At 69.0% G+C, this 21,953-nt stretch carries 14 protein-coding genes and 1 pseudogene; 10 read left to right on the top strand and 5 right to left on the bottom strand.

Annotated features, from left to right (window positions below; translation table 11 throughout):
* Positions 1–27 precede the first annotated feature (27 nt).
* The 4 genes from topA (at position 28) to rpmG (ending at position 6,432) form a co-directional block, all read left to right on the top strand.
* Complete coding sequence (gene topA / locus GEMRO_RS29495; protein ID WP_051329038.1) at positions 28–2,775, top strand: type I DNA topoisomerase; 2,748 nt, start codon at positions 28–30, stop codon at positions 2,773–2,775.
* Positions 2,776–2,777: 2 nt separating this feature from the next.
* The gene (gene rnr / locus GEMRO_RS0113295) at positions 2,778–5,051 is read left to right on the top strand and encodes a ribonuclease R (protein ID WP_276202830.1); all 2,274 of its coding nucleotides are present in this window, start codon (positions 2,778–2,780) and stop codon (positions 5,049–5,051) included.
* On the top strand, positions 5,020–6,201 hold the full coding sequence (locus GEMRO_RS0113290; protein WP_084506933.1) for an MFS transporter: 1,182 nt from the start codon (positions 5,020–5,022) through the stop codon (positions 6,199–6,201). Before rnr ends, GEMRO_RS0113290 begins: the two co-directional genes overlap by 32 nt.
* A 63-nt stretch (positions 6,202–6,264) precedes the next feature.
* Positions 6,265–6,432: a 50S ribosomal protein L33 gene (gene rpmG / locus GEMRO_RS0113285; RefSeq protein WP_027134381.1), complete on the top strand. Its 168-nt coding sequence runs from the start codon at positions 6,265–6,267 to the stop codon at positions 6,430–6,432.
* Positions 6,433–6,500: 68 nt separating this feature from the next.
* Here rpmG and GEMRO_RS0113280 read toward each other — a convergent pair whose 3' ends face one another.
* Together GEMRO_RS0113280 and GEMRO_RS0113275 are read right to left on the bottom strand one after the other, a co-directional pair.
* On the bottom strand, positions 6,501–7,076 hold the full coding sequence (locus GEMRO_RS0113280) for a hypothetical protein (protein WP_027134380.1): 576 nt from the start codon (positions 7,074–7,076) through the stop codon (positions 6,501–6,503).
* Positions 7,077–7,171: 95 nt separating this feature from the next.
* Positions 7,172–9,070, bottom strand: a complete 1,899-nt coding sequence (locus GEMRO_RS0113275; RefSeq protein ID WP_027134379.1) for a propionyl-CoA synthetase — start codon at positions 9,068–9,070, stop codon at positions 7,172–7,174.
* A 99-nt stretch (positions 9,071–9,169) separates the two neighbouring features.
* Here GEMRO_RS0113275 and GEMRO_RS0113270 point away from each other — a divergent pair, with 99 nt between their 5' ends.
* Positions 9,170–10,768, top strand: a complete 1,599-nt coding sequence (locus tag GEMRO_RS0113270; RefSeq protein WP_027134378.1) for a 5-guanidino-2-oxopentanoate decarboxylase — start codon at positions 9,170–9,172, stop codon at positions 10,766–10,768.
* A gap of 526 nt (positions 10,769–11,294) precedes the next feature.
* Here GEMRO_RS0113270 and GEMRO_RS0113265 read toward each other — a convergent pair.
* Complete coding sequence (locus GEMRO_RS0113265; RefSeq protein ID WP_157505577.1) at positions 11,295–11,897, bottom strand: hypothetical protein; 603 nt, start codon at positions 11,895–11,897, stop codon at positions 11,295–11,297.
* Positions 11,898–12,698: 801 nt separating this feature from the next.
* On the opposite strand from GEMRO_RS0113265, the pseudogene GEMRO_RS33515 reads away from it, so the two are divergent.
* Positions 12,699–13,787 (top strand): annotated as a pseudogene (locus tag GEMRO_RS33515) (transposase).
* A 446-nt stretch (positions 13,788–14,233) separates the two neighbouring features.
* Here GEMRO_RS33515 and GEMRO_RS0113255 read toward each other — a convergent pair.
* The gene (locus GEMRO_RS0113255) at positions 14,234–15,226 is read right to left on the bottom strand and encodes an NAD-dependent epimerase/dehydratase family protein (RefSeq protein ID WP_027134376.1); all 993 of its coding nucleotides are present in this window, start codon (positions 15,224–15,226) and stop codon (positions 14,234–14,236) included.
* A 243-nt stretch (positions 15,227–15,469) separates the two neighbouring features.
* Here GEMRO_RS0113255 and GEMRO_RS32675 point away from each other — a divergent pair, with 243 nt between their 5' ends.
* Genes GEMRO_RS32675 through GEMRO_RS0113230 form a run of 4 tightly spaced genes read left to right on the top strand, consistent with a single transcriptional unit; the run spans position 15,470 to position 20,662 of the window.
* The gene (locus GEMRO_RS32675; RefSeq protein WP_157505576.1) at positions 15,470–16,417 is read left to right on the top strand and encodes a hypothetical protein; all 948 of its coding nucleotides are present in this window, start codon (positions 15,470–15,472) and stop codon (positions 16,415–16,417) included.
* Positions 16,414–17,634: a glycosyltransferase family 4 protein gene (locus GEMRO_RS0113240; protein ID WP_084506929.1), complete on the top strand. Its 1,221-nt coding sequence runs from the start codon at positions 16,414–16,416 to the stop codon at positions 17,632–17,634. The genes GEMRO_RS32675 and GEMRO_RS0113240 overlap by 4 nt, the downstream gene beginning before the upstream one ends.
* Positions 17,610–19,493: an asparagine synthase (glutamine-hydrolyzing) gene (asnB, locus tag GEMRO_RS0113235; protein WP_027134373.1), complete on the top strand. Its 1,884-nt coding sequence runs from the start codon at positions 17,610–17,612 to the stop codon at positions 19,491–19,493. The genes GEMRO_RS0113240 and asnB overlap by 25 nt, the downstream gene beginning before the upstream one ends.
* Positions 19,490–20,662, top strand: coding sequence for an FAD-dependent oxidoreductase (locus GEMRO_RS0113230; protein WP_027134372.1), 1,173 nt, complete (start codon positions 19,490–19,492; stop codon positions 20,660–20,662). The genes asnB and GEMRO_RS0113230 overlap by 4 nt, the downstream gene beginning before the upstream one ends.
* Positions 20,663–21,677: 1,015 nt before the next feature.
* On the opposite strand, the gene GEMRO_RS34230 is transcribed toward GEMRO_RS0113230, so the two are convergent.
* Entirely contained in the window at positions 21,678–21,926 is a 249-nt protein-coding gene (locus tag GEMRO_RS34230; protein WP_157505575.1) for a hypothetical protein, read from the bottom strand.
* Positions 21,927–21,953: the final 27 nt, after the last annotated feature.

The raw sequence follows: 21,953 nt of genomic DNA, 5'->3' as shown, positions 1-21,953 counted from the left end.
CGGTGGGCATCTCGAGAAAAGCCGCTGATGAACGTCGTCGTCGTCGAATCCCCCACCAAGGCAAAGACGATCAACAAGTATCTGGGCGAGGGCTTCACGGTCCTGCCGAGCTACGGCCACGTGCGCGATCTTCCCGAGAAGGACGGCTCCGTCCTTCCCGACGACGATTTCCGCATGATCTACGAGGTCCAGGAAGAGAAGAAGAAGCGGATCGACGAGATCGCCCGGGCGGTTCGCACCGCCGACCGGCTGGTGCTCGCCACCGACCCGGACCGCGAGGGCGAGGCGATCTCCTGGCATGTCCTCTCGGCGCTGACCGACAAGAAGGCGATCAAGAAGGACCTGCGGGTCGAGCGGGTCCTGTTCTACGAGGTGACCAAGCCGGCGGTGCTGGAGGCGATGAAGGCCCCCCGCCAGCTCGACCACCATCTGATCGACGCCTACCAGGCTCGCCGCGCCCTGGACTATCTGGTGGGCTTCACCCTCTCGCCGGTGCTGTGGCGCAAGCTGCAGGGCTCGCGCTCGGCTGGCCGGGTCCAGTCGGTGGCGCTGCGCCTGGTGTGCGAGCGCGAGGCCGAGATCGAGGCGTTCGTCGCGCGGGAATACTGGACGATCGCGGTCGGCTGCCGCACCCAGGGCGGCGATGCCTTCACCGCGCGCCTCGCCAAGCTCGACGGCAGGAAGCTCGACCGGTTCGACCTTCCCGACGAGGTGGCGGCCCAGGCGGCGGTGCGCGCCATCGAGGCCGCGACCTTCCAGGTGGGTTCGGTCGAGAAGAAGCAGGTCGGCCGCAACCCTTCGCCGCCGTTCTCGACCTCGACCCTGCAGCAGGAGGCCTCGCGCAAGCTGGGCTTCTCCGCCGACCGGACCATGCGCACGGCGCAGCGCCTGTTCGAGGGCGCCAACCTGAACGGCGAGCAGGTCGGCCTGATCACCTACATGCGGACCGACAGCGTGGCCCTGTCGGGCGACGCGATCGGCCAGTGCCGCCGCTGGATCGAGAAGCGTTTCTCCGAGCGCTACCTCCCCGAGAAGCCGCGCACCTTCAAGACCAAGACCAAGAACGCCCAGGAAGCCCACGAGGCGATCCGCCCGACCGACGTGTTCCGCACGCCGCAGGAGATCGGCAAGTTCCTGGATGACGACCAGCGCCGCCTCTACGAGCTGATCTGGAAGCGCACCGTCGCCTGCCAGATGGCCGCGGCGGTCCTGGACCGGGTCACCGCGGAGATCGAGGCGGTCGACGGCTCGGTGGGGCTGCGCGCCACCGGCCAGACCGTGACCTTCCCGGGCTTCCTGGAGCTCTACCAGGAAGGCCGCGACGACCCGTCGGCCGACGACGACGACGACAGCCGCCTGCTGCCGCCCATGGTGCAGGGCGAGCCGGTCGGACGCGAGAAGGTCGAGCCTGCCCAGCACTTCACCGAGCCGCCGCCCCGCTTCACCGAGGCCAGCCTGGTCAAGCGCATGGAAGAGCTGGGTATCGGCCGCCCCTCCACCTATGCCTCGATTCTCTCGGTCCTGCAGGCCCGCCAGTACGTGCGCCTGGAGCAGAAGCGGTTCGTGCCGGAATCGCGCGGCCGCATCGTGATAGCCTTCCTGACCTCGTTCTTCGACCAGTATGTCCAGCCGGACTTCACCGCGAAGCTGGAGGACCAGCTCGACGACGTGGCGTCCGGCGAGATCGACTGGAAGGCGGTGCTGCGGGCGTTCTGGGATCCGTTCAAGGCCAGGATCGAGGACGTCAAGGAGCGCCGGGTCGCCGAGGTGATCGACGCGCTCAACGATGCGCTGGCCACCCGGCTGTTCCCGCCGCGCGAGGACGGCAGCAACCCGAGGATCTGCCCGACCTGCGGGACCGGCCAGCTGTCCCTCAAGATCGGCAAGTTCGGCGCGTTCGTGGGCTGCTCCAACTATCCGGAATGCCGCTTCACCCGCCAGCTCGACGTGCCCGCCGACGAAGCCGCGGCGGAGAGCCAGGACCGCCTGCTGGGCGTCGATCCGGACAGCGCCGAGGAAGTCTGGCTGAAGGTCGGCCGGTTCGGCCCCTATGTGCAGCGCGGCTCCGGCGACACGCTCAAGCGCTCCTCCCTGCCGCCCAACCTCAAGCCCGACGATCTCGACCTGGACAGGGCCATCCAGCTCCTGGCGCTGCCGCGCGAGATCGGCACCGATCCCGAGACCGGCAAGCCGATCACCGCCGGCATCAACCGGTTCGGCCCGTTCGTGCATCTGGACAAGCGCTTCGTCCGGCTGGGGCCGGACGAGGACGTCCTGACGGTCGGCATGAACCGGGCGATGGCCCTGCTCGCCGAGCCGCCGGCCAATGCCCGCCGGGCCGCCGCGGCGCCGCTCAAGGAGGTCGGCGTCCATCCCGACAACGACCAGCCGATCCAGCTGTTCGCCGGCCGCTTCGGCCCCTACGTCAAGTGCGGCGACGTCAACGCCAGCCTGCCGAAGTCGCTCGCTGCGGAACAACTCGACCTGGCCACCGCCATTCGCCTGATCGACGAGCGCGCCGCCAAGGGTCCGGGCAAGAAGCCGAAGCGCGGTGCAGCCAAGAAGGCGGCTCCGGCCAAGAAGGCAGCGGCAAAGACGGCGGAGAAGAAACCGGCCAAGGAGGCCCAGCCGGGCGACGGCAAGCCGGCCGCGAAGAAAGCGCCGGCCAAGAAGGCTGCTGCCAGGAAGGCACCGGCGGACGCGGAAGCCCTCGCCACCCCCGGCAACAGCGACAGCACCACGAAGCTCACCCGTTCCAGCACCAGGCGAGCCTGAGCTTGCCCCCTCGCAGGCCACCGCCCCACGGCCGCACGGGACTGCCGTCCCGCCGACAGCTCATGGAGTTCATCCGGGCCGCCGGCGGCGAACTGCAGACCCGTGAGATCGCCCAGGCGTTCAACGTGGGCGGCGACCAGCGCCATGCCCTGCGCAAGCTCCTGCGCGACCTGCGCTCCGAGGGCGAGCTGGAGGGCCGGCCGCCGCGCCGCCACGCGATCGCCGGCAAGCCGCCGGCGATCATGCCGGTGACGGTGGAAGAGGTCGACGAGGACGGCGACCTGATCGCCCGGCCGCTCGATGAGATCTTCGGCGAGCTGCGCATCCGCCTGCCGCACCATGCGCTGGAACGGCCGGTCCCCGGCCCGGGCGACCGGCTGCTGGTCAAGAACTTCCGCCAGCAGGACGGCACGTTCGAGGGGCGGGTCATCCGCGTCCTGCCCAAGACCTCGCGCGAAGTGATCGGCGTGGTCGAGCGGGCCGGCGACGGCTTCCGGCTGCGCCCCGCCGACCGCAAGGCGAAGCACGAGTACCGGCTGCGCGCCGACAAGATCGAGGTCGCGATCGGCGACCTGGTGCGGGCCCATGTGCTGCCCGGCTGGCGCCAGGACATCCCGCACGCCGAGGCGGTGGAAAACTTGGGCCGCCCGGACGACCCGCGCTCGATCAGCCTGATGACGGCGGTCGAGGCCGACCTGCCGATGGTGTTCCCGGACAAGGCCCTGGAGCTGGCCGAGCAGGCCGAGCCGGTGACCCTGGAGGGCCGCACCGACCTGCGCCACCTGGAGCTGGTCACCATCGACGGCGAGGATGCTCGCGACTTCGACGACGCGGTCCACGCCGTCCCCGACCCGGACCCGAAGAACCCGGGCGGCTTCCTGATCACCGTCGCGATCGCCGACGTCGCTCACTATGTCCGCCCGGACGACGCGCTCGACCAGGAGGCCAAGAAGCGCGGCAACTCGGTCTATTTTCCCGACCGGGTCATCCCGATGCTGCCGGAGAAGCTCAGCAACGACCTGTGCTCGCTGCGCCCGCACGAGGACCGCGCCTGCGTCGCCTGCGTCCTGTCGATCGACGGCCAGGGAGAAATCCGCCGCTGGAAGTTCCTGCGCGGCGTGATGAACAGCCGCGCCCGGCTGACCTACACCGTCGTGGAGGCCGCCCATCTGGGCGACCCGGAAGCGGTTTCTTTGGACGTGCGCCAGCCGGTCGAGCGCTTGTTCCAGGCCTATGCCCTGCTGCGCGCCGCCCGCGACCGGCGCGGCGCCATGGACCTGGACGTGCCCGAGCGCAAGGTCCTGTTCAACGAGAACGGCCGGCCCGCGGGCTTCAAGGCGCGCGAGCGCCTGCAGTCCCACCAGCTCATCGAGGAGTTCATGATCGCGGCCAACGTCGCCGCGGCCTCCGAGCTGGAAGGGCGCAAGGCACCCTGCCTGTTCCGCGTCCACGACAAGCCCGATGCGCTCAAGCTGGCGGCGCTGGCCGACTACATGCGCGAGCTGGGCCTGCCCTGGGGCAAGAACGTCGCCCGGCCCGGCGACTTCACCCGGCTGATCAGCCGCATCGAAGACGAGGCGTCGCGCCAGATCGTCTCGCAGCTGGTCCTGCGCTCCCAGGCCCAGGCGGTCTACCACCCGGACAATATCGGCCATTTCGGCCTGAACCTGCGCCGCTACGCCCATTTCACCTCGCCGATCCGCCGCTATTCCGACCTGGTCGTGCATCGCGCCCTGATCAGCGCCCTGTCCTTAGGCGACGGCGGGCTGTCCAAGTATGAGGAAGGCGAGGCGCTCTACGAGCTGGGCTCGCATCTCTCCTCGACCGAGCGGCGCGCCATGGTCGCCGAGCGCACCGCCTACGAGCGCTTCGTCGCCCTGTTCATGCAGGACCAGGTCGGCACACGCTTCGAAGCGATGGTCGCCTCGGTGCAGCGCTTTGGCCTGTTCGTCTCCCTGCTGGACAGCGGGGCCGAGGGTCTGGTTCATGTCGGCGGCCTCGGCCGGGACGACTGGGTGCACGACGAGGCGCGCCATGCCCTGGTCGGCCGGTTCTCCGGAGAGGTCTACGCGCTGGGCGACCGGGTGACCGTCGAGCTGGAGGAGATCGACCAGCTGGGCGGCAGGATCTCCTTCCGCCTCCTCGAACATCAGCCAGGGCCCGCCAGCATCGCGGCGGCGAGGGAATGGGCAAGCGGCAAGAAGCGCCGTTCCAGGCTGACGAGTGGGAGAGCAGGTCGTGGCAATGGTGGGAACAAGGGACGCCGCCGCTTCTGAGCCGCCGCTCCATGTCCTCGCGCTCGTCATGGCGACCGCGACCCTGGTCGGGATCGTCCTTTCCACCAGTCAGCCGCTGCTCTCCCTGGTGCTCCATCACCACGGGGTGCCCGAGGGCCTGATCGGCCTGAACGCCGCCGCTGGCGGGCTGGGCGTGTTCCTGGTCATCCCGTTCATTCCCCGCCTGCTCGCCATGGGCGCCAGCCGCGCCATGCTGCTGGGCCTGGCGATCACCGCGCTGACCTTCCTGCTCCTGCCGCTCAGGATCGATCTGTGGTTCTGGTTCGGCCTGCGCCTCCTGCAGAGCATCGGCCTGGCGCTGCTGTTCATCATGAGCGAATCGGCGGTCAACGCCCTGGTCACCGAGGAACGGCGCGGCCGGGTGCTGGGCCTGTACGGCACGCTGTTCAGCGTGGGCTACACCGCCGGGCCAGGGCTGATCGTCCTGCTCGGCAGCGAGGGCCTGGCGCCTTTCCTGGCCTGCGCCGCGCTCCTGGCGATGGGCGCTGTCCTGACCCTGTTCCTCACGCCGATCGATCCCCTGCTGCGCGGTGGTGCCGGGCATCGGCCCGACATCCTGGGCAAGCTGCGGGCCACCCCGTTCGTGTTCGCCACCGCCTTCGTGTTCGCCGTGCTGGAGACCGGCCACTTCGCGCTGCTGGTGCTCTGGGGGCTGGCCGGCGGGGCGGCCGAGCAGCAGGCCGGCCTGATGGTGATGGTGCTGATCGCCGGCAACATCCTGTTCCAGTATCCGGTGGGGTGGATCGGCGACCGGATCGGCCGGGTGCGGACCATCGTCGCCACCGCGCTGGCCGCCGCGCTCGGCCACGCCCTGATGAACCTGGGCCTGGCCTCGGGCTGGCTGATCTGGCCGATCCTGCTGTTCACCGGCGGAGCGATCGGCAGCCTCTACTCCTGCGGCCTGTCGCTGCTCGGCCGCACCTATGGCCGCGACCATATCGCCGCGGCCAACACCACCTACATCATGACCATCCAGATCGGCGTCGCGGTCGGCCCGCTCCTGGGCGGCACCGCCATGCAGCTGGCCGGTGCCTGGGTGATGCCCTGGGTCCTGGGAGGCGCCGTGCTCGTGCTGGCGCTGGCGCGGCTGGACGCCCTGGCGCCTGGCGGCGCCGAGCGGCAAGGTTGACAAAACCCGGCGGTTGCCGCTAGGTCCGCACCCGTTCCGGAACATTTACCTCGGAGAAGGCCTGTGGCCAAGGCCGCGACCGTACTGATCAAGCTCGTCAGCACCGCTGGCACCGGCTTCTTCTACACCACGAAGAAGAACACCCGCAGCACGACCGACAAGCTGTCGTTCAAGAAGTACGACCCGAAGGTGCGCAAGCACGTCGAGTTCAAAGAATCCAAGATCAAGTGACAAGCGGGCGCCTCAAGCGCCCGTTTTGTTGTTGAGCCGGCGCCTGCGATTCCGCCCGCGCCGGCGGATCACTTGATGGTCACGGCGTTCGACAGCGCCGAGGCTTCCGCCTCCCCCAGTTCCTGCAGCGGCAGCCGGCACTCGGTCGCCACGACCAGTGCCGAGGTCAGGCCACCCCTGGCGGTCGTGGCGTTGGCGCCGCTGCGCTGGATCACGACGCAGGCCAGGGTTTCCCCGTCCCCGGTCGCCATGTCGAACGACGCCCAGGCCACCGGCGGGAAGCTGTTCGGCAGGACGCCTTCCTCGTTCATCCGGTTCGCTTCCGGCTCCGGCCCGAGCTGCGCGACCAGATCGTCCATCGGGCGCTTCGAGAAATAGGTGTCGCCGGCCGAGCGGTGGCTCTGGATCGAGACAAAGCCGAGCACCCCCTCGAACGTGGCGCTGTCGATCCGGCCGTTGGTCCCGCCCACGCTGCTCCTCTGCTGATACTCCCCTTCGGCTCCCTGGTAGAGCGGGTGGTCGAACACGATCGACGAGGAGCCGGCGTCGACCGGCCGGCCAGGACCGCTCGGTGTCTCGCACGCGGTCAGCAGGGCCAGCCCGAGGAACGGGACGAGGCGAAGGAAACGAGGAACAGTGCTCATGGTGTAGCTCCTGCCCGTGCTCGGGCAGGAGCAGGTTCGTCCCGTTCCCGGCCACGCGTCACCATCCGCGTGAGCGGTGCCGCGATTGGCAGGGGTCACTGTGGCCGCGGATAGCCCAGCTGCGCCAGCGCGTCCCCGATCTCCTCCAGGCTGGCCGGATCGTCGATGGTGGCCGGCATCGTCCAGGGCGTGCCGTCGGCGATCTTCTTCATAGTCCCGCGCAGGATCTTGCCCGAGCGGGTCTTGGGCAGGCGCTTGACCACCTTGGCGAGCTTGAACGCCGCCACCGGACCGATCTCGGCCCGGACCATGGCGATCGCCTCCTTCTCGACCTCCGCCGGCGCCGTGGTCACCCCGGCCTTCAGCACCAGGAAGCCCACCGGCAGCTCGCCCTTGAGCTGGTCCGCCACCCCCATCACCGCGCATTCCGCCACCGCCGAATGCGCGGCCAGCACTTCCTCGATCTGGCCGGTCGACAGGCGGTGCCCGGCCACGTTGATCACGTCGTCGATGCGGCCCATCACGAACAGGTAGCCGTCCCCGTCCCGGTAGCCGGCATCGCCGGTCAGGTAGTAGCCGGGAAAGCGGCTCATGTAGCTCTCGACGAAGCGCTCCTCGCTGCCCCACAGGCTGTTGAGGCAGGAGGGCGGCAGCGGCAGCCGGATGCAGATGGCGCCCTGCTCGCCGGCCGGAAGCTCCTGGCCGTCCTCGCCCAGGATCCGCACGTCATATCCAGGGGCCGGCAAGGTCGGCGAGCCCGGCTTCACCGGCAGATGCTCGATGCCCAGGTAGTTGGCGGCGATCGCCCAGCCGGTCTCCGTCTGCCACCAGTGGTCGATCACCGGCACCATCAGCTTTTCCTCGGCCCAGCGCAGGGTCTCCGGGTCGCAGCGCTCGCCGGCCAGGAACAGGGCGCGGAACCCGCCCAAGTCGTGGCGGTGCATCAGTTCCGCGTCCGGGTCCTCCCGGCGGATCGCCCGGAAGGCGGTGGGCGCGGTGAACATCACCTTGACCCCGTGCTGGGCGATCACCCGCCAGAAGGCACCCGCGTCCGGCGTGCCGACCGGCTTGCCCTCGTAGATCACCGTGGTGCTGCCGTTCAGCAGCGGCGCGTAGACGATATAGCTGTGGCCGACCACCCAGCCGACGTCGGACGCGGTCCAGAACACCTCCCCCGGCTGGACGCCGTAGATGTTCTTCATCGACCAGAGCAGGGCGGTGGCGTGGCCGCCATGGTCGCGCACGATGCCCTTGGGCAGACCGGTCGTGCCGGAGGTGTAGAGGATGTAGAGCGGATCGGTCGCCTCCACCGGGGTGCAGCCGACCGGCTGCGCCTCGTCCATGCAGGCCTGCCAGTCCAGGTCCATGCTCGGCTCCGGTTCCGCCATCCCCTCCGGCCGCTGCAGCACGATGCAGCGGCGCGGCCGGTGCCGGGAACGCGCCAGCGCCTCGGCCAGGAGCGGCTTGTACGGCACCACCCGGCCAGGCTCGATCCCGCAGGACGCCGCCACGATCAGCACGGGCTTGGCGTCGTCGATCCGGGTCGCCAGCTCCTTGGCGGCAAAGCCCCCGAACACCACCGAGTGGATCGCGCCGATCCGCGCGCAGGCCAGCATCGCGATCGCCGCCTCGGGCACCATCGGCATGTAGATCACGACCCGGTCGCCCTTGCCGACCCCCTGGCCCACCAGCACGCCCGCAAAGCGCGCCACCAGGTCCTGCAGCTCGGCATAGGTGATCCGGCGCACCGAGCCGGTCACCGCGCTGTCGTGGATGATCGCCACCTGTCCGCCCCGCCCGCTGGCGACGTGCCGGTCGACGGCGTTGAAGCAGGTGTTCAGTTCCCCGCCCTCGAACCAGCGGTAGAACGGGGGCCGGTCGAAGTTCAGCACGCGGTCCCAGGGCCGGTCCCAGTGCAGGGCCCGGGCCGCTTCCGCCCAGAAGGCATCCGGCTTCTCGATCGAGCGCTGATAGATCGTCCGGTAGTTCGCCATGTGCCTTCCCCGATGCCTGGCCGATTATTTCCGGGGATGCGGTTGCCGCATCGCCTTGCCTGGGGGCACGATAGGCCGGCCAACGGGAAGGATCACGCCTTGAAGAACGCCCCCTCCACTGCCGAAGCCCTGATCGAGGGCCTGATCGCCTACGGGGTCGACACGGTGTTCGGCATCCCGGGGGTGCATACGCTGCAGCTCTATGACGCGATGGCCCGCGCCAGCATCCGCCATGTCGGCATCCGCCACGAGCAGGCCGGCGTGTTCATGGCGGACGGCTATGCCCGCGCCACCGGCCAGCCGGGGGTGGCCTGCCTGATCACCGGGCCTGGCCTGCTCAACGCCGCCACCGCGATCGGCCAGGCCTATTCCGACAGCGTGCCGGTCCTGGTGCTGACCACGCTGAACCCGATGGATGGCGGCGGTCTCAGCCGCGGCCGCCTGCACGAGATCGGCGACCAGCGCGCCACGGTGGCGCCGATCACCCGGCTGACCCGGACGGTGCAGTCGCCCGAGGAGGTCGACGAGGTGCTGGCCGCCTGCTTCCGCCACCTCACCCTGGAACGGCCGCGCCCGATCGTCTTGCAGGTGCCGCTGGACGTGGCGGAACGCCGGGGTGGCCGGGGTGCTTGGCCGCGCCGACCAGCCGAACGTGCCCATCCGGCTCCCCGGCAGGTCGCCGAGGCCGCGGCGCTGATCCAGGCGGCCCGCCTGCCGGTGGTGGTGCTGGGCGGCGGCTGCGTGGATGCCGCACCGGCCGCCCGGGACTTCGTCGCCAGGACCGGTGCGGTCGCCTTCACCACCATCGCCGGCAAGGGCGTCCTGCCGCAGGACCATCCCAACCATGCCGGCTCGATCCTGACCTTTTCCGGCGCCCATGCCCTCTTGGGCGAGGCCGACCTGGTGATCGCGATCGGCACCGAGCTGGCGGAGAACGACATCTGGGCCGAGCGGCTGGAGATCCCCGGCAAGATCATCCGGGTCGACCTCGACCCCGACCAGCTCGACCGCGATTTCCCGGCGGAGATCGCGATCCTGGCCGATGCCGGCGCCACCATGGCCGCACTGGCAGAAGCGCTGCCGGAGGGGCGGCCGGCGCCGGCCGAGCGGGTCCAGGAACTCCGGCGCGCGCACCGCGCCGCCACGATCCCGCTCGAGCACAAGCACGAGAAGGTCCTGGGCGCCCTGCGCGCCGCCCTGCCCGAAGAGGGCATGGTGTTCAGCGACATGACCATGATCGCCTATAGCGGCAACAGCCGCTACCCGACCGACCAGCCGCGCACCTGGTTCCACCCGGCAGGCTTCGGCACGCTGGGCTACGCCCTGCCGGCCGCCATCGGCGCGAAGCTGGCGAAGCCCCAGACCCCGGTGGTGGCGCTGATCGGCGATGGCGGCATCCAGTTCACCCTGGCCGAGCTCGGCACCGCGCGGGAAGAGAACCTGCCCCTGCCGATCCTGCTCTGGAACAACCGCTCGCTCGGCCAGATCGCGCTCGGCATGCGCAACCGCTCGATCGAGGAACTGGCGGTCCATCCGTTCACCCCGGAATTCGGCGCGATCGCCCAGGCCTATGGCTGCCGCCATGTCCGGCCCGGTTCCGCGGCCGAGCTGACCGCAGCGCTGATCGAGGCGGCCCGGGCCGACGGTCCGACCATCATCGAGGTCCGCGAGGACGACAATTGGCTGGAAGCCGCCTGAATAGCCGCACCCGCTGGCGGAGTCCGACTGGCCAGGGGGGCTGGCTGGTCCTGGAAGATCGCCCGGCTCGCCGAGGCCAGGTGCCGGAGAGCCGATCCAGGCTGGTCCGACGCCGGCTGTCCCGATGCTCGGGCGGGGTCCGGCCGCACCGAGGCGGGCCGCGGGCTTCGGCCCGGCCGAAGCCGGGCGCCGCGGCTGTCCGGGTCCAGGCTGGCTGGGTCCATGGCGGCATCATGTCGGGCGGCCGGGCGGCCTCAGCCGAACCAGGCAGGATCCAGCCGTCCAGCGCCCGCATGCCGTGCACCTCGCCCGCCGGTGGGGATGTGGCCGGAGGGTCGGCCTGACGCACCGGTCCCGACAACCGCTGACCCACAGGTGATGGCCGGACCCGCAGCCGGGGGTTGCGGGAGGCGGTCAGACCGTTGCCGGTGGCTCCGATCAGGCGACACCCAAGCCTTCCCGTTCGTCGGCCCGACCGGCACTGCCTTGCACGGAAGTGGGCAGATGCGGCGGATGGTCGAGCTGCTCAAGGCTCGACCGGCTGCGGCGGCAACGGCCGGCTGGTGGCGGCGATGATGCTGGCGAGCATCAGCAGGTTGGTCACCAGGAGATAGCAGGGCAGGATCCAGCCATGTCCGCTCGGGTCGACCGCCAGGAGGTTGACCAGGTCGGCCAGCACCGCAATGGCCCAGGGGGTGCGCGCTTCGGAGCCCGGCAGCTGCCATGCCTTGTGAATGTTGAGCGCCATGGCCGCGGTGTCGACCACGATCAACGCCAGCATCGCCAGCAGCGGGGCACCGAACATGCCCCAGGCGAGCAGGCCGAGCGCCACCGTCACCAGCGCAGCCCGGTCAAGTCCTCCGCGCATGAGGGGCGCGCCGTGGAGAAAGGACAGGATCGCGGTGACGGTCATCCCGATGGCGATCACCAGGGGCACCAGCACGCTCCACCCGCCTCCAAGGGCGAGATGGCTGCCCACCCCCAGCCAGCCGGTGAGCGCCAGGATCCACCAGGCCAGGCGGTCCGGCCGCGTCCGCCCGGACAGGATCGAGCCATTGTACCAGATCTCGCCGACGATCGCGATGCAGCCCGCCGCCACGCCCATGGATGCTGAAAAATACTCAAGCATTTCCTTGCCCGATCACGACGTCGAAAGGCGTATCCTTGAACACTTCCCGGCTGCTCTGCCACGGGTTTGTTGCACATTGCTGTGATCAGCATCACTTTGCTGCTAGTTCATGCATGTAATGTTCGTTGTTCTGGAGAATTATTCTCTCGATCTGCGGATATCTCTCTACGCTTGCTGGCGATGACTTTTCGACCTGAACAATCTGCAAGCACGGAGGAGCGGCCAATCGCAGGGATCCGGCAGCTTGGCGTGCCCCGGCGCATGCGGACGATCCGGTTACCGCGCCGCCGTGCGGCCGCATCAATCACCCATGGCCGCACCGATGACCTGCCGGCCCAGGTATCGCACCACGCCACGGAGCGCCCGGCATCCGCCTCCTGCCGTCATGCCCACCAGCCGGGACTAGGTGCCCGGCCCGCGATCCCGCCCCGGCCGAAACAATGTCCAGACCGCATTTGCTGAAGGAGTTCGCGCACCAGCGTGTCGTTGCGCCCAGCCGCCGATTGCCGGATGTCCAGACCGTTCCGGGACAACCTGGAGCAGGCCCACCAGCTGGGCAGCACCATCCCGGTCTCTGCACCTTGCCTTCCCGGACGCTACCGATGTCCCGGGAGAATGGACGGGCGCAGCGAACGCCATGATGCGGGTTACGATGGGCGACAAAGGTAGAGACGTTGCTTGGCTCGGGCTGGTCCGCTCAGAACGCCCAGAGCGGTTTCCGAGCTGACTGCATCGCCTGGGATCCTCGAAGGGCTAAGGATGTGATTCAAGCTGCTGGCCGGTAGGGAGGCTGGCAGAGGGATGTCCAAGGCGCTGTCGGTCGATCTTCGCGAGCGGGTGGTGCGGGCCGTGTCGGCAGGCGCGTCGTGCCGGTCGGCCGCGGCACGCTCCGAGGTCAGCTTGTCGAGCGCCATCCGCTGGTACGCAAGGCTGCGCGCGACGGGTCCGATCCTGCCCGGGGCATCGGGCGGCGACCGACGCTCGTCGCGGATCGAGGCGCATGCAGCGCTGATCCTGCAACTGGTGGACCGCACGCCCGACATCACGCTCGGCGAGCTCAGAACCGCCATGGCGACTTCCGGCATTTCCGCTGGCATTGCGACGCTGTGACGGTTCTTGGACCGGCACGAACTCACGCTCAGAAAAAAGTCGGCGCAGGCGGCCGGGCAGGACCGGCCCGATGCCCTGAAGCGGCGCCGGGCATGGTTCGAGGGCCAGCTCTCGAGCCGGAACCACTGGTCTTCAGTGATGGTCGAGCGCCAGCGGCGATTGACGGGACCTCCACCAAGATGGCTCGACCGCGCGGCCGTAGCCGCATGGGCGAACGTCTTCGCGGTGCCCTCCCACACGGACACTGGAAGACCACGACTTTCCTAGCCGGCCTGCGTTGGACCGGCATGGTAGCTCCAATGGTTCTCGGTGGGCCGATGAACGGCATTACCTTCCAGGCCTATATCGACCAGGTGCTGGTGCCTGAGCTGCGGCCTGGCGATACGGTCATCCCTTCGCGGTCTCCTGACCGCGCTCCCTGCAGGAGTCGGATGAAAGGCCTGCTGGCCTTTCCTGGACAACCTTGGCAGCCACAAAGTACCCGGCATGCGCAAGGCGATCGAAGATGCCGGCGCCAGACTGCTTTACCTGCCGCCCTATGGTCCTGACTTTGATCCGTGATCCGGCAGGAGCCGGATCGTCCGTACCCTGAAAGGGCCCGGTCCAGCAGGACCGGGAGGCGAGAACGCCTTTGCCAAGCTCAAGGCCCTCCTGCGCAAGGCCGCCGAGCGCAGCATCACTGGCCTGTGGACCGCCATCGGCACCGCCGCCAGCGCCTTCGGCCCGCAGGAATGCGGCAACTATTCTACCGCCGCCGGCTGCGACAATGATGCAGCCTGATCGGAAGATGCTCTAGCCTGCCCTCGCCCCCAGAAGCACCGCGCGAAATTGTGCCTGCCGTTGCAGCAGCCAGCACGGATCGGACCGAAGCGCCCAGAGAGGCGGCTGGGCGGGTCTGGCACCGCGTGTCGGGGGACGTCGCGTGGCTTGGGCTGGTCCAGCCAAGGCACCCCAGCCTGGCATCGCCCGGAAGCATCGCGCGAAGGCGTGCCTGCGGCTGCGGCAGCCAGCGCGGATTGGACCGAAGCGCCTGGAGAGGCGGCTGGGCGGGTCTGGCACCGCGTGTCGAGGGACGGCCCCTGACGAGTCGCTGCCGCCATGGGCAGCCCAGGCCATCGGCTGGCGGATCCGCCGCCGCATCGGTTGATTGAGAGCCAGCCTCGCGGCCGCCGGGCCAGCGGCCGCTTACGGTCCGGCCCGTTGCCTTTCCAAGGTTGCCGCGCAGCCTATTTCAGCAGCCCCTGCTCGAAATACCACTGTGCGGTCCGCCCCAGCCCCTCGCGCAGGTCGACCACGGGCGCATAGCCGACCAGCCGCTCCGCCTTGGCGCTGGTGAAGGCGCGCGACTTCGTGAAAAAGTCGGTCCGGCGACGATGCAGCGGCGGCTCGATGCCGAACGGCTTGCACAAGGCCTCGCAGGCGGCGGCGGCCACCAGCAGCGGCGCGATCGGCAGGCGGCCCTTGGGGGGCGGCACCTTCACCGCCTCCGCCGTCAGCGCGACCAGCTCGTTCAGCGTGGTGTAGCGGGCGCCCGTCAGGATGAAGGTCTCGCCGATCGCGGCGGGATGGGTGCCCAGCAACACGATCCCGCGAGCGAGATCCTCGACATAAGTCAGGTGGTAGAGAATCTCGCCACTGCCGAACATCCGGAACTTCCGGTCCCGGATGGTCCGGAACAGCTTCAGGAACCGGGTGTCGCGCGGTCCGTAGATGCCGGCCGGGCGGAAGCAGGCGCCGATCATGCCGCGCCGCAGATAGTCCTGGAACAGCTCCTCCCCCTGGACCTTGCTCTCCTGGTAGACATCCCCGGGCGCGATCGGAGCGTTCTCGTCGGCGATGCCTTCAATGTCGCCATGCACCCCCACCGTGCTGCAGTGGACCACCCTGGCACCCTGCTGGAGCGCTGCCTCGAACAGGTGGCCGGTCCCGGTGACGTTGACGTCGAAATAGACGGAATCGGCGAAGCGGGCCTCACGGTAGAGCGCGCCGATATGGAAGACATGGGTGCAGCCCTCCACCGCCTGCTTCAGGCTGGCGGCGTCGCGCAGATCACCCGACACGACCTCCATGCCGGCCTGGACCAGCTCTCCGCCCTTGGCCGGGTCGCGCACCAGCGCCCGCACCTGGAAGCCCTGGGCCAGCAGTTCCTTGGCCACGTACCAGCCGGTGAATCCGGTGGCGCCGGTGACCAGCGCGCGCCGAGGGGGGGTATCCGTCATCTGAGATCGCTCCGCTGGGGCAGCACGGACGGGACGAGGAGGGCGAGCCGGCCGTGCGCGGCGGTTTCGTACACGAGCCGGGTCTCATCGGAAACATCGTCAACAGCGTTGTGATGCGCATCATACCGACAAGATGTTAGGCAAATCTTAATGAGGGGCGAGATAGATATCACTGGCCACCCTGAACGAAGGAGACAGGCCTTCATCTGCCCGGTTTCTGCTTCTACCATGGTCGAGACGGCGATGATGGTGTCCGGCCGCTGCATCATGATGCGAGCCTCGGCTTGCAATGGTTCGGGTCATAGGCCACACCTCTCGCGCGCAATCGGCGACACATCGAGATTGTCGAACAAAGCTATGGGCTTGGAGGACAGAATGGGGGAGCGGCCGGCTCGGCAGGAGGCGGTCGGGTCGATGCGGCGGATCCTGGTCGACGCGCATGTCCATCTCTATCCGTCCTTCGACCGGCCGACCTTCCTGACGGCGGCGCTGCGGCACGCTCGAGCGGCCGGCGCGGAGCTCCCCTGGCTTCTGTTCACCGAGACCGCCCGGGATTTCGCATTCCGCGAGCTGGCATCCACTCCCCCGGATGGCTGGAGGGTCCACCGGCACGGCGACGGGGTCACTCTGACGCTCGCCGACCGCACCGGGCAGGAGGTCGTGGTCACGGCCGGACGTCAGGTCCAGACCGCCGAAGGGCTGGAACTGCTGACCCTCGGGCTGGACGATCCGATTGCCGATGGCACCCAGTTCCGCTCGGCTTTGGCCAGGGCAGTCGAGGCAGGCGCCCTGCCGGTAGTCCCCTGGGGCTTCGGGAAATGGTCGGGTCGCCGTGGCCGGCTGCTCGCGGATGTGCTGGCGAGCCCCGAAGCGTCCCAGCTCTTCCTGGGCGACAATGGCGGGCGCCCCTGGTTCTGGCCGGCGCCCCGGCCGTTCGGGCAGATCGAGGCAGCCGGCCGTCGGGTGCTCCCGGGCAGCGATCCCCTTCCCTTCCCTTCCCATCAGGTCCGTCCCGGCAGCTATGGGCTGCGCCTGGATGGACCGGTCGATGGGGATCGTCCGTTCGCGCAGCTCCGCCAGGTCCTCGCGAACCAGGATGCTCCGGCATCTCCAACCGGCAGGCTCACTAGGAGCCTTCCGTTCCTGCGCGATCAGATTGCGATGCAGATAGTCAAGAGGACCCGCCGATGATTCGTCCTCGGGCGCTGGTGGTAGCACCTCAGCCATTTTTCACGCCGCGTGGCACTCCGTTTTCCGTCTATTACCGAACCCTGGTGACTGCCGAGGAAGGATTCGACGTCGACCTCTTGTGCTATGGGCGCGGCGAAGACATCGACCTGCCCAACGTCCGGATCTACCGCATCCCGCGGATGGAGTTCCTGGGGCCGGTCAAGATCGGGCCGTCGCCGCTCAAGCTGTTCCTCGACGTCTTCATGCTGTTCTGGACGCTGTTCCTGCTGTGCACCCGGCGCTACCAGTTCGTCCATGCGCATGAGGAGAGCGTGTTCTTCCTGCGCTTCCTGAAGCCGCTCTTCGGCTTCCGGCTGATCTACGACATGCATTCGAGCCTGCCCGAACAGCTCCGCAACTACAAATTCACCGAATCCAGGATCATCATCGGCATCTTCGAGTGGCTGGAGCGGACCTGCCTCAAGAACGCCGACGCGGTGATCACGATCTGCCCGGAACTTGCCCGCTACGCGGAGCCGCTGGTGCCGGATCGCAGCCGGCATGTGCTGATCGAGAACTCGATCTTCGACCCGGTGCGGCTGGTCCGGACGGTCCAGGGGGCGCCCCCGCCGCCACCGATCCCCTTGCCGGCCGACCGCAAGCTGGTCGTCTATGCCGGCACGCTGGAAGCCTACCAGGGCATCGAGATCCTGTTGGGCGGGTTCGCCCAGGCGTTCCCGCAGACGCCGGACGCGCTGCTCCTGATCGTCGGCGGCACCCCGGAGCAGGTCGAGCACTACCGCGGCCTGGCCAGCGACCTCGGGATCGGCGACCAGGTGGTGTTCACCGGCCGGGTCGCCCAGACCCTGGCCAAGCACTATATCGGCATGGCCCACGTGCTGGTCTCGCCGCGCAGCACCGGGATCAACACGCCGCTCAAGATCTACGAGCAGCTGGCCAGCGGCGTGCCGCTGGTGGCGACCAACATCCTGTCGCACACCCAGGTCCTGGACGACACGGTCTGCTTCCTGAGCGATCCTGAGCCTGCTGCGTTCGGCCAGGCCCTGGTCGCCGCGATCGGCGACGACGAGGCCCGGGCGGCGGTCGCCGAAGGGGCGCGCCGCCGCTACGCCGACGTCTACAGCCGGCCGATCTACGTCGCGAAGATGCGCCGCGTGCTCGACATGGTCTGTCCCGAAAGAAGCAGAGCCGTATGTGTGGAATCGCAGGCGTCCTGACCTTCCCGGGCGGCGACCGCCTCGATCCATCCCTGCTGGCGCGGATGACCGACACGATCCTCCACCGGGGGCCCGACGGCGTTGGTCATCATGTCGATCCGCCGGTGCTGATGGGCATGCGCCGGCTGTCGATCATCGACGTCGCGGGCGGTCATCAGCCGATCGGCAACGAGGACGGCACGGTCCAGGTCGTCTTCAACGGCGAGATCTACAACTACCGCGAGCTGCGCCAGGACCTGGAGCGGCGCGGCCACCGGTTCCGCACCCGCTCGGACACCGAGGTGCTGGTCCACCTCTACGAGGAGCATGGTGACGCGTTCCCCCGCCTTTTGAACGGGATGTTCGCCTTCGCGCTGCACGACCGCACGCGCCGGCGCGTGCTCCTGGCCCGCGACCAGGTCGGCATCAAGCCGCTGTTCGTGGCGAAGCTGCCGGGCCAGCTGGTGTTCGGCTCCGAGATCAAGGCGCTTCTGGCAAGCGGGCTGGTGCCCCGCGAACTCGACCATGATGCCCTGGCAGAGTTCATGAGCTGGGAATATGTCCCGGCCCCGCGCACGCTGATTCGCGCCATCCGCAAGCTGGAGCCGGGCTGCACCCTGGCGGTGGACCTGGACAGGGGTGCCGTGCAGGAACGCCGCTACTGGGACCTGCCCGCTGCCGATGCGGTGGAACCGGGCGAGGAGCGCGCCTGGGCGGACCGGCTCGACGCCGCGATCGGCCAGGCGGTCCGCCGGCAGATGGTGGCCGATGTCCCGCTGGGAGCTCTCCTGTCGGGGGGCGTCGACAGCTCGATGGTCGTGTCCCAGATGGGCAAGGGTGCGCTGACCTTCTCGATCGGCTTTGACGACGCATCCTATGACGAGCTGCCCCATGCGCGCCGGGTGGCGCGCCATCTCGGCGTGCGCCATGAGGTCGAGACGATCCGCGCCGACGTGCGGGGCATGTTCGACCACCTGATGCATTTCATGGACGATCCGATCGCCGACTTCTCGATCTTCCCGACCTACCTCGTCTCCCGCCTCGCGCGCCGCCACGTGACGGTGGCGCTGAGCGGGGATGGCGGCGACGAGCTGTTCGGCGGCTACGACACTTATGTGGCCCAGGCGATGGCTGGGCGCTGGCAGCGCCTGCCGGCCTTTCTCCGCCAGGGCGTGATCGCCCCTCTGCTGGACCGAATCCCGCCCCGGCCGCAGAAGAAGGGGCTGATCAACAAGGCCAAGCGCTTTGTCGAGGGAGCCAGGCTCGATCCGGCCCTGGGCCATGCCCGCTGGCGGCTGTTCATGGACGCAGCGTTGCGCGGCAATCTGTTCACGGCCGGCATGGGCGAGCAGCGCGACACCGGCGCCGAGGCCCATGTCCGGCGCTACATGCAGGAAGCCGAGGCACGCGACCCGGTCGACCGGGCGCTGCATGTCGACATGAAGTCCTACCTGGTCGACAACTGCCTGGTGAAGACCGACCGGATGTCGATGGCCTGTTCCCTGGAGCTGCGCGTCCCGCTGCTGGACATCGAGCTTGTCGAGCTGGCCTTCCGGATGCCCTCCTCGATGAAGCTGAAGGACGGGCAGACCAAGCCACTCCTGAAGGAAGTGACCGCGCGCCATGTGCCGCGCGAAAGCGTGTACCGGACCAAGCAGGGCTTCTCGATCCCCATCAAGCACTGGCTGAACGACGCGTTCAGGCCGCTCACCGACGAACTGCTGGCCCCCGAGCGCCTGAAGGCCGATGGCCTGTTCCAGCCGGACACCGTCCAGCGGCTCTTGGCCGAGCATCGCAGCAACCGTGCCAACCATAGCCACGTCATCTGGGCGATGCTGGTCTTCCAGGACTGGAAGACCCGCTGGGGCGTCGGCCATTGACGGAGCGGGCGTCGGTCGACCTCGCCATTGTCGGGGGCGGGGTGGTCGGCCTGTGCCTGGCCTACGAGGCGGCGCGGACCGGCCAAACGGTGGCGCTGCTGGAGAGGCGGGCGGATTTCGCCCAGGCGACCTCGGCCAACTGGTTCCGCATCCTGCATGGCGGCCTGCGCTACCTGCAATCCCTGGATCTGGTCCGCCATCGGGAATCGGTGGAGGCCCGCCGGGAATGGCTGCGGGACTTTCCGGATCTCGTGGAGCCCCTGCCTTGCCTGATGCTGCTGACCGGCCGCGGGCTGAAGCGGCCGGCACTGTTCCGCGCCGCGTTTGCCATGGATGCGGCGCTGGCTTCCTGGCGCAACCGCGGCATCCGGCCCGACCGGCATCTGCCCAGGGGCCGGATCCTGAGCGTCGGCGAGACCCGCGACCTGCTGCCCTGCCTGCAGGCGCCAGGCCTCCAGGGCGCTGCCCGGTGGACGGATGCGGTCGCCAAGGATGCCGCACGGCTGACCGCGGCCCTGGCGGCGCGGGCACGCGCGGCGGGCGCCGAGCTGCGTCCCTCCCACCCGGTCCAGGAGATCCTGGTGGAGCATGGCAAGGTCCATGGCGTGCGCCTCGCCAACGGGGAGACAGTGCGGGCGGAGACGGTCGTGACCACGACTGGGCCCTGGACCGATCTCACGCTTGCCCACCTGCCGTCGGTCCGTCGGCGCGACCTGTTCCGCCCTTCCCTGGCCTTCAACCTAGTCCTGGACCGGCCGGCTCCCTTCGAGGGCGCCCTGGCGGTCCAGGCGCGCCGGCCGAACGCGCCGGTGCTGTTCGTCTATCCGCTGCAGGGCCGGACCTTTGCCGGTACCTGGCACGCCCCCTGGATCGGCGCGCCGGATGCGCCCCAACCGCCGGAAAGGGACCTGCTGGCCTTCATCGACGATCTCGCCGATGCCCTGCCCTGGCTCGACCTGGACCTCGACGCGGTGCAGGCGGTCCATGCCGGCCTGCTGCCGGTGGGGGCGGCCGGCTCGACCGAGCTGACCAACCGCCCGCTCCTGGTCGATCATGGTGCCGAGGGCGGGCCATCCGGGCTGTACTCGGCAGCGGCCATCAAGTTCACCACCGCCCCGCAGCTGGCCCGCAAGCTGCTGGCCAGCCTTCCGCGCAGCCAGGCGCGCTAGGATCGGCCGTCGAGAGGGTTGTGGAAACGGCAGATCTCGGCACAGGAGTCGGATGCTCGGCCAAGCATGGGCGCAGTTCCCTTTCCGTCGCCCCCTGGAAGCCAAGAGATGCCGGCAAACTCCAGAAGGAACTCGTTCAGTCCAGGCTGAAGCAAAGGCGACGAGTGCGAGGGCGGCCAGACATTCTGGGGCGTGCTGGTCTCAACGGGTGGCGAGACGTCAACCGTTCTTGAGCCGGCAGAACAGCCGCTCGATCAGGCCGCGTCGCACGCAAGCCTTGCGGTCGAGCGGGCAAGAAATGGTGCGACTGGCCGTGGAGGGGGGCCATGGCCTGGATGTGCCGGGCCCTGAGCCAGGGACGCAGACGGTCGGCATCATGGGCTTTGTCGGCGATGGCCCGCCGCAGGGGCGGGGCGGTAGGGAGCAGCGCACTACCATCCTGATGCCGGCGATGTTGCCCGATGCCATGGTGCAGGCGAACGGTTGGCCACGATCATCGGCCAGTCCATGGAACGTTGATGTCCGGCCGCCCCGCAAGGGCCGATCATCGGACATCCCCTTAGCACCAGAAGCGGAGTGATGGGGCTTGACGTGGCGGCGCTCGATCGAGCGTTGCCCGGCACCGGACCGCTGCCGGCAGCCTGCCGAAACAGCAGCTGCCATTCCTCCGGGCCTGTCCATCATCCACGCTCCCCAGAGGAGCCGCGGCCAGGAGGCCGCAGAGGCCATGGCAGCGGTTGCACATGGTCACGTCCGGGCCACAGCCTGGAGGCACATCCCGCCTCGATCCGCAGGGAGCGGATCATCCGTCTCCACCGGGATCGGGTCCGGAGCCCTTGGCGGGTGGGGTAGTCGCCCTCGATCGCGCGCCGGGCTTCGCTGATCGCGTGCGGGCTGTCGGTCCTTGGGCCGGCCCGGCCAAGGATGGGGCAGCTGCGGTACAATCCGCGCGCCCCCTCATGTCCTGCAGCCCATCCGGCAGGCTCTCCCAATGTCGATGACCAGGCTGAGCCGATCAGAAAGCATGGCGCTGCAGGAAGTTGTTCGAGCGCCCTGTCCAGGCGCCCGGGGCGGCCTGGTCCAGCACGGGCAGCCGCTCGGGCTGCGGCCGAACCGCCGGCGCTCGGTTGCAGCATTCCCGACCGTTGGCACGCCATCCCTCTTCTTGCTGGCCGACGCCCTGGCGCATCGCCGTCCCGCTGCTGCCAGTTGGACCAATGAACGATTGATCCCACCAAGCCTGGGGAAGCAGTGCCAGGGCCACCCCTTGCTCCAGGCGCGGTGGTGATGT

This window comes from Geminicoccus roseus DSM 18922 (genome assembly GCF_000427665.1).
In the GTDB taxonomy this organism is placed as follows: Bacteria; Pseudomonadota; Alphaproteobacteria; order Geminicoccales; family Geminicoccaceae; genus Geminicoccus; species Geminicoccus roseus.
The sequence above is the reverse complement of the archived record's forward strand: the minus strand, read 5'-3'. Positions and strand labels throughout refer to the sequence as shown.

Excerpts from the sequence above, each read along its gene's own strand:
- GEMRO_RS0113290 (WP_084506933.1), top strand. The coding sequence starts at position 5,020 with ATGGTGGGAACAAGGGACGCCGCCGCTTCTGAGCCGCCGCTCCATGTC.
- GEMRO_RS0113255 (WP_027134376.1), bottom strand. The coding sequence starts at position 15,226 with ATGACGGATACCCCCCCTCGGCGCGCGCTGGTCACCGGCGCCACCGGA.
- topA (WP_051329038.1), top strand. The coding sequence starts at position 28 with ATGAACGTCGTCGTCGTCGAATCCCCCACCAAGGCAAAGACGATCAAC.
- GEMRO_RS32675 (WP_157505576.1), top strand. The coding sequence starts at position 15,470 with ATGATGGTGTCCGGCCGCTGCATCATGATGCGAGCCTCGGCTTGCAAT.
- GEMRO_RS0113280 (WP_027134380.1), bottom strand. The coding sequence starts at position 7,076 with ATGAGCACTGTTCCTCGTTTCCTTCGCCTCGTCCCGTTCCTCGGGCTG.
- GEMRO_RS0113240 (WP_084506929.1), top strand. The coding sequence starts at position 16,414 with ATGATTCGTCCTCGGGCGCTGGTGGTAGCACCTCAGCCATTTTTCACG.
- GEMRO_RS0113275 (WP_027134379.1), bottom strand. The coding sequence starts at position 9,070 with ATGGCGAACTACCGGACGATCTATCAGCGCTCGATCGAGAAGCCGGAT.
- asnB (WP_027134373.1), top strand. The coding sequence starts at position 17,610 with ATGTGTGGAATCGCAGGCGTCCTGACCTTCCCGGGCGGCGACCGCCTC.
- GEMRO_RS0113265 (WP_157505577.1), bottom strand. The coding sequence starts at position 11,897 with ATGCTTGAGTATTTTTCAGCATCCATGGGCGTGGCGGCGGGCTGCATC.